10 protein-coding genes and 1 pseudogene are annotated in these 13,352 nt (G+C 61.5%); 9 read left to right on the top strand and 2 right to left on the bottom strand.

All coding sequences use genetic code 11. The features are described 5' to 3' along the window. Positions 1 to 137: 137 nt before the first annotated feature. On the bottom strand, positions 138 to 2,357 hold the full coding sequence (locus ACZ9H3_RS16940) for a primosomal protein N' (protein WP_102053218.1): 2,220 nt from the start codon (positions 2,355 to 2,357) through the stop codon (positions 138 to 140). 167 nt (positions 2,358 to 2,524) lie between these two features. On the opposite strand from ACZ9H3_RS16940, the gene rpmE reads away from it, so the two are divergent. The 3 genes from rpmE to ACZ9H3_RS16955 all read left to right on the top strand — a co-directional run bounded on the left by rpmE (position 2,525) and on the right by ACZ9H3_RS16955 (position 5,013). Further along, positions 2,525 to 2,740, top strand: coding sequence for a 50S ribosomal protein L31 (gene rpmE / locus ACZ9H3_RS16945; RefSeq protein WP_065758202.1), 216 nt, complete (start codon positions 2,525 to 2,527; stop codon positions 2,738 to 2,740). Positions 2,741 to 2,775: 35 nt separating this feature from the next. Next, a complete protein-coding gene (locus ACZ9H3_RS16950) occupies positions 2,776 to 3,564 on the top strand; it encodes a thermonuclease family protein (RefSeq protein WP_476222782.1) in 789 nt (262 codons plus the stop codon). Positions 3,565 to 3,744: 180 nt separating this feature from the next. After that, positions 3,745 to 5,013: a malic enzyme-like NAD(P)-binding protein gene (locus tag ACZ9H3_RS16955; RefSeq protein ID WP_454240552.1), complete on the top strand. Its 1,269-nt coding sequence runs from the start codon at positions 3,745 to 3,747 to the stop codon at positions 5,011 to 5,013. Between the two features lie 324 nt (positions 5,014 to 5,337). Here the strand turns inward: ACZ9H3_RS16955 and ACZ9H3_RS16960 are convergent, their stop codons facing one another. Continuing rightward, the gene (locus ACZ9H3_RS16960; RefSeq protein ID WP_176717395.1) at positions 5,338 to 7,764 is read right to left on the bottom strand and encodes a penicillin-binding protein 1A; all 2,427 of its coding nucleotides are present in this window, start codon (positions 7,762 to 7,764) and stop codon (positions 5,338 to 5,340) included. A 183-nt stretch (positions 7,765 to 7,947) separates the two neighbouring features. On the opposite strand from ACZ9H3_RS16960, the gene pilM reads away from it, so the two are divergent. From pilM to aroB, 6 genes and pseudogenes are all read left to right on the top strand, one after another. Next, complete coding sequence (pilM, locus tag ACZ9H3_RS16965) at positions 7,948 to 8,871, top strand: pilus assembly protein PilM (protein ID WP_476221629.1); 924 nt, start codon at positions 7,948 to 7,950, stop codon at positions 8,869 to 8,871. Beyond that, positions 8,871 to 9,413 (top strand): PilN domain-containing protein, encoded by a 543-nt coding sequence (locus tag ACZ9H3_RS16970; RefSeq protein WP_476221631.1) that lies wholly within the window; start codon positions 8,871 to 8,873, stop codon positions 9,411 to 9,413. The genes pilM and ACZ9H3_RS16970 overlap by 1 nt, the downstream gene beginning before the upstream one ends. Next, on the top strand, positions 9,410 to 10,351 hold the full coding sequence (locus ACZ9H3_RS16975; RefSeq protein WP_476221633.1) for a pilus assembly protein PilP: 942 nt from the start codon (positions 9,410 to 9,412) through the stop codon (positions 10,349 to 10,351). The genes ACZ9H3_RS16970 and ACZ9H3_RS16975 overlap by 4 nt, the downstream gene beginning before the upstream one ends. Positions 10,352 to 10,408: 57 nt before the next feature. Beyond that, positions 10,409 to 11,629, top strand: a complete 1,221-nt coding sequence (locus ACZ9H3_RS16980) for a type IV pilus secretin PilQ (protein WP_245704302.1) — start codon at positions 10,409 to 10,411, stop codon at positions 11,627 to 11,629. 4 nt (positions 11,630 to 11,633) lie between these two features. Then, positions 11,634 to 12,152 (top strand): shikimate kinase AroK, encoded by a 519-nt coding sequence (gene aroK / locus ACZ9H3_RS16985; protein ID WP_065758209.1) that lies wholly within the window; start codon positions 11,634 to 11,636, stop codon positions 12,150 to 12,152. Positions 12,153 to 12,246: 94 nt separating this feature from the next. Next, positions 12,247 to 13,345: pseudogene (gene aroB, locus ACZ9H3_RS16990) on the top strand (3-dehydroquinate synthase). The last annotated feature ends 7 nt before the right edge of the window (positions 13,346 to 13,352 follow it).

The following is a 13,352-nucleotide window of genomic DNA, read 5'->3' on the forward strand; positions in this document are numbered from 1 at the left end:
GGCGCTTGGATGCGCAGGTGGAAAAACTGAACATTATCCGTTGCTGGCACGAGCTTGCCAACCTTTGGGGCTGTCTTGCGTTCGATCCTCTGCAATACGTACTCAAACCGGCCTCGTTGACGATGAGGCCGGATGGGTCAGTAGAGGTCGACCGGGTCCACATCCAGCGACCAGCGTACCTGCCGCCCGCTGGGCATGTGTTCCAACAATAGCAGCCAGGCATTGATCAGCCGATGCAGCGGCGCGCGTGCGTTGGCCTGCAGCAGCAACTGTGCGCGGTAACGACCGGCCCGACGCTCCATTGGCGCAGGTACTGGCCCGAGCAGCTCGATGCCATGCAGGTTGTGCTCGGCCAGCAGTTGTTCGGCGGCGGCGCAGGCTTCATCGAGAAAGCCCTCGGCCTGCCCGGGCTTGTGGGCTTCGGCACGCAGTAGGGCAAGGTGTGCGAAGGGTGGCAGGCCGGCTGCACGGCGCTCGCTCAGGGCCTGCTCGGCAAAGGCGAAGTAGCCTTGTTCGGTCAGTTGCACCAGCAGTGGATGGTCGGCCAGGTGAGTCTGGATAATGACTCTGCCGGGCTCTTCTGCGCGCCCTGCGCGGCCCGCAACTTGAACGATCAACTGGGCCATGCGCTCGCTGGCGCGGAAATCGCCGGAAAACAGTCCACCATCGGCATCGAGAATGGCAACCAGCGTGACCCTCGGGAAGTGGTGACCCTTGGCCAGCATCTGGGTGCCGACCAGAATGCACGGCTGACCGCGCTGGATGGTGGCAAACAACTGGTTCATCGCATCCTTGCGCGAGGTGCTGTCGCGGTCGACGCGTAGCACCGGGTAGTCCGGAAACAGGATGCTCAGGCGTTCTTCGGCGCGCTCGGTGCCGGCGCCGACCGGGCGCAGGTCGACCTTGTTGCATTGTGGGCACTGGCGTGGCACGCGCTCGTCATAGCCGCAATGGTGGCAGCGCAACTCGCCGGAGCGCTGGTGAACGGTCATCCGCGCATCGCAGCGCGGGCACTCGGACATCCAGCCGCAATCATGGCAGAGCAATGTCGGGGCAAAGCCTCGGCGGTTGAGGAACACCAGTACCTGCTGCCCCGCTGCGAGTGTCTGGCCGATGGCTTGTTGCATCGGGCCGCTGATGCCGCTGTCCAGTGGGCGACTCTTGACGTCCAGACGCAGAAAACGCGGTGCCTGGGCACCTCCGGCGCGGTGGTTCAGGCGCAGCAGGCCGTAGCGACCCGTGTAGGCATTGTGCAGGCTTTCCAGCGATGGCGTGGCGGAGCCCAGCACGATCGGGATATTTTCCTGGCGAGCGCGTACCAGTGCCAGGTCGCGTGCGTGGTAACGCAGGCCTTCTTGCTGTTTATAGGAGCCGTCATGCTCTTCATCAATGATGATCAGCCCCGGGTTCTTCATGGGGGTGAACAGGGCTGAACGGGTGCCGATGATGATGTCGGCCTCGCCATCGCGGGCCGCCAGCCAGGCATCCAGGCGTTCGCGATCGTTGACCGCGGAGTGCAATAAGGCGATGCGGGCATTGAAGCGCTGCTCGAAGCGGGCCAGGGTCTGTGGGCCAAGGTTGATCTCGGGGATCAGAATCAGCGCCTGTTTGCCGGCTTCCAGGGCTTCACGGATCAGTTGCAGGTAAACCTCGGTCTTGCCGCTGCCGGTGACACCAGCAAGGAGGAAGGCGTGGAAGCTGTCGAAACCGGCTCGCACGGCGTTGAAGGCGGCGTGCTGTTCCTCGTTGAGCGGCAGTTCCGGTTGTGCCAGCCAATGCTCATGGCGCTGTTGCGGCGCATGGCGGCGTACTTCAACCTGCACCAGTTCTTTGCTCAGCAGCAGGTCAAGGCTGTCTTTGTTCAGGCCCAGTTTGCCGAGCAGGCCGTGGGCGACGCCGTGCGGGTGCTGGGCCAGGGTCGACAATGCTTCACGTTGGCGTGGTGCCCGGGCAATGCGCGGGTCGTCCAGGCGTGCGCCAGGTGCAATCTGCCAGAAGCGCTCCTGCCGCGCCTCGGCCGGTTCACCCTGGCGCAGAAACACCGGCAGCGCCCAACTGAAGGTGTCGCCCAGGCTGTGCTGATAGTACTGCGCGGTCCACAGGCATAGCTTGAAGAAGGCGGGCGGCAGCGGAGAGACCGGGTCGAGCAGTGCGATGGCGGGCTTGAGCTTGTCGGCTGGGACGTCACTGTGGTCGCAGACCTCCACCAGGATGCCGATCATTTCGCGCCGACCGAATGGCACACGAATGCGCATGCCGGGTGTCAGTTCGACGCGGGCCATGCTCGCTGGGGCCCTGTAGTCGAACAGTCGCCGCAGGGGCGAGGGCAGAGCAAGGCGCAGAATGACGTCGGACACGCGGTAATTTCTCTGAAGGGGGATTCCTGAACCGCCGAGCCTAGCAGACGACCGCCGGTGCAAGCGACAACTTGCGTCGACCGTCGGCTCTGGTATTATTCGCCGCCTAATTACGTGCGGTATTCAACAATGGTGTTGGATGGCGGCACGCAGTCGAGGAAGTGACCATGAAGCCAGAAATTCATCCAACATACGAAGCCGTTACTGCCACCTGCAGCTGCGGCGCTGTCATCGAAACCCGTTCGACTCTGTGCAAGCCACTGAGCCTCGACGTGTGCTCGCTGTGCCACCCGTTCTACACCGGTAAGCAAAAAGTACTGGACACTGGCGGCCGCGTACAGAAGTTCGCCGATCGCTTCGGCATGTTCGGTGCCAAGAAGTAAGATTGCGCGCAAGGCTAGCCCCTGTGGGCCTGTCAATGCTGCTGAAGAAGGCGTCCCTCGTGGGCGCCTTTTTTATGGGCGCGATTTGGCAGGGCGTCGCCTTGGCGTTCTGTCCTGCCCCGGCCAGCGTACAGTCGGTTAGCGTCACGCAGGTGGTCGATGGCGATACCGTGCGTCTGGAGGATGGGCGCAGCGTGCGCCTGATTGGGGTAAATGCCCCGGAAATCGGTCGCAAAGGCCGCAGCAGTGAACCGTTTGCCGACGCTGCCCGGCAACGCCTGCAAGCGTTGGTCAAGGCCAGTGGCGGGCGTATTGGCCTGCAGCCCGGCGTGCAAGGTCGCGACAAGTATGGGCGTACACTTGCACATATCTACACACGCAATGGCGACAATATTGAGGCGCAGTTGTTGGCTGAAGGCCTGGGCTATCGCGTGGCAGTGGCGCCTAACGTTGCGCTGGTAGCGTGCCAGCAGGACGCCGAGCGAGTGGCTCGCAAGGCGGGGCTGGGGCTTTGGCGCGCGCCTGCAGTGCGTACTGCCGGGCAAATCGAACAGTCGGGCTTTGCGCTGATTACTGGCCGGGTTCGGGGCATTGAGCGTAACCGTGGCGGCATCTGGATCGAAATCGACGAAGGACTGGTGCTTCAGGTCAGCCCGCGCTTGCAGGGTGACTTCCCATCGTCCTTTTTTGAGGGTCTCAAGGGGCGCAAGGTCGAAGCACGGGGTTGGGTGCTGGATCGTTCCCGCAAAGGCGGGCTGAAATCGGGGCAGGCGCGTTGGTTGCTGCCGCTGACTGACCCAAGCATGCTCGATCGGGTTGATTAAGTAAAAATTGTGGACATTTTTAAAATAAATTGTACACACTGAAAGCCTTGCAGGACGCGGCTCTTGGCAGAAAGTCGTAGGTTAAAGGCCTTGACACTAGTGACCGGGCAGTCTTGTCGGCCCCTTGCTCTTTGCGTATCCTCGGCGGCTCGTCAGAACAGTAAAAGCGGAATGCCCATCATGTCAGATTTGAAAACTGCCGCTCTCGAATACCATGCTCAGCCTCGTCCGGGGAAACTGAGCGTCGAGCTCACCAAGCCTACTGCGACTGCTCGCGACCTGGCCCTGGCCTACAGCCCGGGCGTCGCCGAGCCGGTACGTGAAATCGCTCGCGATCCAGAGCTGGCCTACAAGTACACCGGCAAGGGCAATCTGGTAGCAGTCATTTCCGACGGCACTGCCATCCTCGGCCTGGGTAACCTGGGCCCTCTGGCTTCCAAGCCTGTCATGGAAGGCAAGGGTGTTCTGTTCAAGCGTTTCGCCGGTATCGATGTGTTCGACATCGAAGTCGACTCGGAAAGCCCACAGGCGTTCATCGACACCGTCAAGCGTATCTCCATCACCTTCGGTGGTATCAACCTGGAAGACATCAAGGCGCCAGAGTGCTTTGAGATCGAACGTGCTCTGATCGAGCAGTGCGACATCCCGGTATTCCACGATGACCAGCACGGTACTGCGATCGTGACCGCTGCGGGCATGATCAACGCCCTGGAAATCGCTGGCAAAACCTTGGGCGAGGCGAAAATCGTCTGCCTGGGCGCCGGCGCTGCTGCCATCTCCTGCATGAAGCTGCTGGTGAGCATGGGTGCGCAGATCGAAAACATCTTCATGGTTGACCGTACTGGCGTTATCCACGCTGGCCGTGACGACCTGAACCAGTACAAGGCGGTGTTCGCTCACGCTACCGAGAAGCGCACCCTGTCCGAAGCGCTGGAAGGCGCTGACGTGTTCGTAGGCCTGTCTGGCCCGAACCTGCTGAGCGCTGAAGACCTCAAGCGCATGGCGGCCAACCCGATCGTGTTCGCCTGCTCCAACCCGGATCCAGAGATCTCGCCGGAACTGGCTCACGCCACCCGTAACGATGTGATCATGGCCACCGGCCGTTCGGACTACCCGAACCAGGTCAACAACGTACTGGGCTTCCCGTTCATCTTCCGTGGTGCCCTGGACGTTCGCGCCAAGCGCATCAACGAAGAGATGAAGATCGCTGCTGCCAACGCCCTGCGTGAGCTGGCCAAGCTGCCAGTGCCGAAGGAAGTGTGCGACGCCTACGGCGGTATCGCGCTGGAGTTCGGTCGTGAGTACATCATTCCGAAGCCAATGGATGCTCGCCTGATCACCGTGATCTCCGATGCTGTGGCCAAGGCTGCGATCGAGACCGGTGTGGCAACCCTGCCGTATCCACAGAACTACCCGCTGAAAAGCGTGGATGACGTGTTCAACGGCTAAGCCGTTGTAGCGCTCCAGCAAAAAGCCCCGGCGCGTGAGCGTCGGGGCTTTTTTTGTGCGCCGTAGAAGCCATCGCAGGCAAGCCTGCATCCCGCACCTGTAGGGGCAGGCTTGCCTGCGATGGCATCGGCGCGGTGCCAGCGAGTCCGCGGCGCCTGCATCGTTGGCAAGCCAACTCCCACAGGAATCCGCGCAGAACAGTGCATCTCTGTAGGATCAGGCTTGCCTGCGATGCAGGCGCCGCGATAGGGCTTTACCCCAACGATGACGCCGTCGCCTGCAAGAGCCGTACTCCTGCGGTGTAGGAGTACGGTTGCTTTGGCGTCAGAACAGGTCGATCGGAGCTGCTTCATCTGCGGGCAGCGGGCTGCCCGGCAGGTTGCTGTTGCCCAGTTCGTTGACTGACGGCGGTGAGTCTTCAGCCTTGAACAGTTCAAAGTAGGCGTTTGGCGTGCTAGGTGTCGCTGCACGACCACTGGCCGGGTCAATTCGCAGGCTGAGGATGCCCTCCGGCTCTGCCAGGCTGTGCGCAGGTTTGTCCTTCAGCGCTGCGCCCATGAAGTTGATCCAGATCGGCAGGGCTACCGTGCCGCCATACTCGCGATGGCCGAGGGTCTCGGGCTGGTCGAAGCCCGTCCACACCGTGGTGGTGTAGTCGGCGTTGTAGCCAGAGAACCAGGCATCCTTGGCTTCGTTGGTGGTGCCTGTCTTGCCGGCTAGGTCGGTTCGCCCCAGGACCATCGCCCTGCGCCCGGTGCCACGCTTGATCACGTCTTCCAGCATGCTGGTAAGGATGTACGCGGTGCGGCCATCGATTATACGTGGCGCGATCACTGGCGCTTGCACCATGGTCGTAGGGTTGGCGGTATCGACGCTGATTGGCCCGGCTTCGGGGGCGGCAATGCCGTTCTGGTCTTCATTACCTTGCGGCACGCGCGCCGGGTTGGCAGTGAACAGTGTTTCGCCGTTACGGCTCTCGATGCGCTCGATCAGGTACGGGGCGATCTTGTAGCCGCCGTTGGCAAAGGTGCTCCAGCCGGTGGCGATCTCCATCGGGGTCAGGGTTGCCGTGCCCAGGGCCAGCGACAGGTTGCGTGGCAGGTCCTGTTTGTTGAAGCCAAACTTGGTGATGTAGTCGATCGTGGTGTCGACGCCCATGCTCTGCAGCAGGCGGATCGAAACCATGTTGCGCGACTTGTACAGTGCCTCACGCAGGCGGATCGGGCCAAGGAAGGTGTTGGTGTCGTTCTTCGGGCGCCAGACCTTGTCCAGGTACTCGTCGACAAACACGATAGGGGCATCGTTGACCAGGCTGGCGGCGGTGTAGCCGTTATCCAGTGCAGCACTGTAGATGAATGGCTTGAAGCTTGAGCCTGGCTGACGCTTGGCTTGCATGGCGCGGTTGTAGTTGCTCTGCTCGAAGGAGAACCCGCCGACCAGTGCGCGGATAGCGCCGCTGTGGGGGTCGAGCGAGACCAGTGCGCTCTGCGCTGTGGGTACCTGGCTGAACTTCAGGATGCCGCTGCTCAGGCGTTGCACCCGGATCAGGTCGCCGATCTGGGCAACATCTGCAGGTTGTTGTGGGCTGCGGCCCTGGCTGTTGGTGCTGAGGAATGGGCGGGCCCATTTCATGCTGTCCCAGGCAACCGGAAGCTCTTCACCGGTGCGGGTCAGGACATGCAGGCCGCTCTTGTCAACCTGGGTCACGATGGCCGGCTCCAGGCCTCCCAGCGGTCGTTGCTTGTTCAGTTCCTGCAGCCATGCCGCTCGGGTTTTACCGGGCAGGCGCGATTCCGGTCCGCGGTAGCCGTGACGTTGGTCATAGGCGAGCAGCCCTTCCAGTACGGCATTGTTGGCCATTTCCTGGAGGTCGCTAGGGACGGTAACCGTCACCCGGAAACCTTCTGTGTAGGCGTCGCTGCCGTAGCGGCCAACCATCTCGGCGCGGGCCATCTCGGCGATGTAGGGCGCGTTCACTTCGGGGGTCGGTACGTGGTAGCTGGCGTTGATCGGCTCAGCCAACGCGCTCAGGTAGCTGGCTTCGTCGATTTTGCCAAGCTTGTACATACGGCCGAGGATCCAGTCGCGGCGCTCTTTGGCGCGTACCGGATTGGCCAGCGGGTTGAAGCGCGAGGGCGCCTTGGGCAGGCCGGCGATCATCGCCATTTGCGCCAGGCTTACGTCACGAATCGATTTGCCGTAGTAAACCTGGGCTGCGGCTTCAATGCCGTAGGCGCGGTTACCCAGGTAGATCTTGTTCACGTACAGCTCAAGGATTTCATCTTTGGTCAGTTCGCGCTCGATCTGCAGGGCCAGGAGAATTTCGTTGGTCTTGCGCGAGAAGCTGCGCTCGCTGCTCAGGAAGAAGTTCTTCGCCACCTGCATGGTGATGGTGCTGCCGCCACTCTGGATGTGGCCCGACTTGATCAATTGTGTTGCAGCGCGCATCAGGCTGCTCGGGTCGACCCCGTAGTGATTGGCGAAGTTGTCGTCTTCGGCAGCCAGCAATGCCTGGATGAAATGCGGCGGAATGTCGGCAAAACGGATGGGTGAACGACGCATTTCGCCAAACTCGGCGATGAGCTTGCCGTCACTGCTGTAGACCCGCAGGGGGATCTGCAACTGGATGCTTCTGAGGGCCTCTACCGAGGGCAAGCTGGGGCTAAGATACAGAAACGCGCCGCTCAGACCGAGTACGAGCGCACAAATGACTGCGACGAAAGACCACCAGAAGAACTTCAGCAGGCGTATCAAGGCTTTGGGGTGTCCAGGTAGAGGAGTGAGTTGAGCACAGGCCCGGCAGACGTCAAAAAACGCTGGGCATTATAAGCAAATTTCACCTCGGCGCGTTACGCGAGCCCTTGTCAAGGTGCTCGATTGCCGCTGGCGCAAGCGCTGCGCGGTGAATGGTGACTATAAAAATAGGGAAAGCCAATGTTTGGACGTTTCGGCAAGGATGCCGGTTCACTTTTGGGTATTGAAATTGTCGCTACTGCCGTACGCCTGGTGCAACTGGAGCGTCGTGGGGGCGGTGGTGCGGTGCGCGCCTGGGCGATTGAGCCACTGGCTGCTGGGGCGGTGATCGATGGGCGCATGGTGGCGCTTGATGTGATCGCAGCGGCGTTGGCCCAGGCATTCAGGCGCAGTGGCGCTACAGCGGTTGATGCCGCACTGTCGCTGCCGGCATCGGCGGTCATGTGTTGTGAGGTGACGTTGCCGCGTGGGCTCGGTGAGGCCGAAATGGCTGACCGTTTGTCTGACGAGCTTGCAGGTGGCATCCCTTACCCGCTCGATGACGCTGCCATCGACTTTCAAGTGATGGGTGTCAATGCGCAGGCACCGGGCGCGCTCGATGTGGCGGTAGCGGTATGCCGCTGGGATGCGCTGGAGGCGATCGAGGAGGTCCTGGCGCTGGCTGGCCTGTGCCCACAGGTTGTCGATATCGACAGCCATGCCTTGCAGCGGGTTGCCTGTCGGGCGTCAGGTGAGGTGTCTGCGGTGCTAGTGGTCGAGACAGACCATCTTGTCTTTCATCATCTGCGCGAGGCCGGTGAACACCGTCGGGACGAATTACGGGGCGGGGATGCGGCCCTGCAGTTGGAGTCCATTGTGCGTGCGCTCGACCACTGGTTGCTGGATAGCCTGGAGCGTGGCCGCGGATCAATGCCAGAGCAGTTGCTGTTGGCGGGTGCTGGTGCCACTGCGGCGCTTGCCGAGCAGTTGCAGCCGAGGTTGGGTATTGCCTGCTCGGTGCTTGACCCCTTTGACGGCATGCCCGGTGTGCGGGATGGCGCATTGCGTGCAGCGGCGCCTTGCCTGGCGATTGCCAGCGGCCTTGCGCGCAGGAGCTTTGACTGATGCGGCGGGTCAACCTGCTGCCGTGGCGCGAGGCCAGGCGCCAGGCACGGGGTAAGCAGTTGCAGGTAATGCTGGTTGCAACGCTCGTGCTGGGGGGCGCAGGTGTGTACCTGGTGGATCGTGCGGTCGAACGGCGGCTAAGCGGACAGGAGGCGCGCAATGCCGGGTTGCAACAAGACAGTGAGCAGCTTGATGAGTTGATCGCCCGCCTGTCCGATCTGGCAGAGCAACGTGATGCCTTGCTGGAGCAGTTACAGGACGTTGAGGTGTTGCAGGAGGGCCAGGGATTCGACGTGCTTGAGCGTTTGGTTTACGCCGTGCCGCAGGGTGTACAGCTTACCGGATTGCTCTTTGAGGCTGCGCAGTTGAACGTCTCGGGGTTGGCCCCTTCAAGTGCAGCGGTTGCCCGCTTCCTGCGTAACCTTGGCACCGTGCCGGGCTTGCAGAGGCCTGAGCTGCAGGATGTGCAGTCGAGCGGAACGGGGGTGGCCTTTCAACTGCTGGTGGGCGTGCAGTTGGCTGATTCGGAGCCTGCGCCATGAGCCGGCTGGCAATGCTTGCCGGTTTGGAGTGGGGCGTGCTGGGCAGTTGGTCCTGGCGGGCGAAGGCCGCGCTGCTGGCAGCCTCCTTGGCTGCCGTGACAGGGTTAGGCTACGGGTTTCAGGTGCGTGATGGGCTGCTGGATCTTGAGCGCTCCATGGGCCGAGAGGCAGCGCTCAGGGGCGAAATTGCCGAAAAGTCGGTGCAGGCCGCGCTGTCGGAGGGCTATCACCAGCAGATCGATGCCTTGCAGCACCGTCTTGAGTCTGCAAGGCAGCGGTTGCAGCAGGGCGATGCTGCACGGTTGCTGGAGGATGTCGCGCGGCTGGGCGACGGGCTTTGGGTCGAGCAGTTCAAGCTGCTTGATGAGGTGCCTCATGCCTATTTTGTCGAACAGCCGCTGGAATTGAACGCCATAGGCGCTTATCCACAACTGACGGCCTTGCTCGCCGGTCTGGCCGGGCTGTCCCGTATCGTCACCTTGACGTCGTTGCAACTGGCCCCGGCGGAGGCGAAGGCACCGGGGCAACTGCAGCTGCGCCTGCTTGCCAGTACCTATCGTGCTGGTGATCAGTCTCAGGCGCTGGAGCCTGCCCTGTTGCCGGTGATCGTCGACGCTTCAGCGCCACTGCCACATGATCCGTTTGCTGCCGTTGAGCCACTTGAGTCGCGCACGCTGCTTGAGCGGCTTGCGCTTGAGCAGTTTGAAATGGTCGGCAGCCTGCGCGGTCGGCAGGGGAGAGTGGCTCTGCTGAGAGGGGCGGGTTCGATACACCGTATTCAGTTGGAGGATCGCTTGGGGCCTGATCACGGACGCGTCGTGGCCATCAGCGAGCATCAAGTGGAGCTTGTCGAGCAAGTGTTCATTGAGGGCAGGGGCTGGCTTGAGCGGCCCCGAACCCTTGTGTTGAAGCAGGCAGACCGAGGAGACGGTCGCTGACACTGGAGGTCATGGATGAGCAAGCGGTGTTGGGTGTTTGGTGTGCTGTTTTTAGTCATGGCAGACACAGATCTGCGCGCGGCTGTATCGACAGGTCCTTATGTTGGAGAGCCATTGTCGCTGAACTTTCAGGATGTCGAGGTGCGTTCGGTGTTGCAGGTGCTGGCCGATTTCACCGAGCTGAATCTGGTAACCAGCGATGCGGTGCAGGGCACTGTCACCCTGCGCTTGCAGGACGTGCCTTGGGATCACGCGTTGGACCTGGTGTTACGCAGCAAGGGGCTTGGCAGGCGCCTGGACGGTAATGTGCTGATGGTGGCACCGCTGGAAGAATTGGCGGGTCTGGCGACATTGCAGCGTGAGGTGTTGCAGGTCACGCATGCCAGGGCGGCAGATATCGCTGAGCTCTACCTGGGCTTGTTCACAGGGGATGCAGCAGGCGCTGAGCGCGGTGCGATCGTGATTGATGAACGCACCAACACGATTCTCGCGAACCAGACTTCGGCGCGCCTTGACGCGTTGCGCCAGCTCGTCGCGCAACTGGACGTGCCTGTGCGTCAGGTGCTGATCGAGGCAAGGATCGTTGAGGCCAATGTCGACTACGAGAAAAGCTTTGGCATTCGCTGGGGTGGCGAGTTGAGCCTGGGTGCTGGCGTGGCGCTCTACGGGCCGGGTGAGGTGGGGCGGCCTTTTGTCGACCTTGGGGCGGAACGGGCGAGCTCGGGCATCGGCTTGGGGCTGGTTCGTGACAGCCAATTGCTGGACCTTGAGCTCACTGCGATGGAAAAATCCGGTAACGGGGAGATCATCTCGCAGCCCAAGGTGGTGACTGCTGACCGAGAAACTGCACGGATCCTCAAGGGGACCGAGGTGCCTTATCAGGAGTCGGGCGCCAATGGCACCACCTCGATCACCTTTCGCGAGGCGTCCCTGTCACTTGAAGTGACGCCGCAGATCATGGCAGACAACCGTGTGGTGATGGCCGTCAAGGTGACCAAGGATGAGCCTGATTACCTCAATGCCCAGGCTCAGGTGCCGCCGATACGGAAGAATGAGGTCAACGCCAAGGTTCAGGTGGGTGATGGGGAGACCATCGTGATTGGCGGGGTGTATTCGACGGTGCAAAGTAAAGTGGTGGATAAGGTGCCATTTTTGGGCGATGTGCCGTATGTTGGGCGGCTGTTTAAGCGCGATGTCGTACAAGAAAAAAAATCTGAGCTGCTGGTCTTCCTGACTCCGCGTATCATGAGTGACCAGGCGATTGCTGTGAGTCGTTGATTCTGTGCGAAATTTGATACTTGTTGGGCCGATGGGTGCTGGCAAAAGCACCATTGGCCGTCTGCTTGCCAAAGAGCTGCGTCTGCCGTTCAAGGATTCCGATAAGGAAATCGAGCTGCGTACGGGCGCCAATATCCCATGGATCTTCGACAAGGAAGGCGAGCCGGGATTTCGTGATCGTGAGCAGGCGATGATCGCCGAGCTGTGCGAGGCCGATGGCGTTGTGCTTGCAACCGGCGGTGGTGCCGTGATGCGTGAAGCCAATCGCCGGGCATTGCATGCCGGTGGGCGAGTGGTTTACCTGCATGCCTCGGTTGAACAACAAGTCGGGCGCACCGCGCGTGACCGCAATCGACCGTTGTTGCGTACCGCCGATCCTGCTGCGACCTTGCGTGCCTTGCTGGAGCTGCGCGATCCGCTGTACCGGGAGATCGCCGATCTGGTCGTCGAAACCGACGAACGGCCGCCGCGCATGGTGGTGCTGGATATTCTCGAACGCCTGGAGAAGTTGCCGCCCCGTTAGGCTATCCTCGGCGGCCAGTCATGCCGTGACAGGGCACCTCGTTACTGCGCGGGCCGCGCTATTGCTCCCGCGCCCTAGTTCATTGTGGGGAAACATGCAGACACTTAAGGTCGAGTTGGGTGAACGTAGCTATCCGATCTACATTGGTGAGGGCTTGCTGGATCAGCCCGAGTTGCTGGCGCCGCACATAGCGGGTCGGCAGGTTGCCATCGTTTCCAACGAGACCGTTGCCCCCCTTTATCTGGAGCGCCTGACCCGTACATTGGGCGCTTTTTCAGTGCTGCCAGTGGTATTGCCGGATGGCGAAGCCTTCAAGAACTGGGAAACCCTGCAGCTGATTTTCGACGCCCTGCTGACCGCGCGTCATGATCGTCGGACCACCATTATCGCCCTTGGCGGCGGTGTGATCGGCGATATGGCCGGTTTTGCGGCGGCGTGCTACCAGCGTGGCGTGGATTTCATCCAGGTGCCGACCACGCTCCTGTCGCAGGTCGACTCCTCGGTGGGCGGCAAGACCGGTATCAACCATCCGTTGGGCAAGAACATGGTCGGTGCGTTCTATCAGCCCAATGCAGTGCTGATCGATACCACCAGCCTGAATACACTGCCGGCCCGCGAACTCTCGGCAGGCCTGGCGGAAGTCATCAAGTACGGCCTGATCTGCGATGAGCCGTTCCTGGGCTGGCTGGAAGCGAATGTCGATGCCCTGCGCCGGCTTGATCAAGCCGCGCTTACCGTTGCCATTCAGCGCTCCTGCGCGGCCAAGGCCGCCGTGGTCGGCGCTGATGAGCGTGAGTCCGGCGTGCGCGCCACGCTGAACCTGGGACATACCTTCGGTCATGCGATCGAGACTCACATGGGCTATGGTGTCTGGTTGCACGGTGAAGCCGTTGCCGCTGGCACAGTCATGGCGCTGGAAATGTCCATGCGTCTGGGCTGGATCAGTCAGCAGGCCCGAGATCGGGGCCATCCGCCTGTTTCAACGCGCAGGCCTGCCGGTGGTGCCTCCACAGGAAATGACCCCGGCGCATTTCATGGAGCATATGGCAGTCGACAAAAAGGTACTCGACGGTCGCCTGCGGCTGGTGCTGTTGCGCCAGTTGGGTGAGGCTGTGGTTACCGACGACTATCCAAGAGAGATTCTTCAGGCCACGCTGGACGCGGATTACCGCGCGATCGTGGCCCAGCTTTGAGGTTGAT

The organism is Pseudomonas sp. TE3910 (assembly GCF_056279025.1).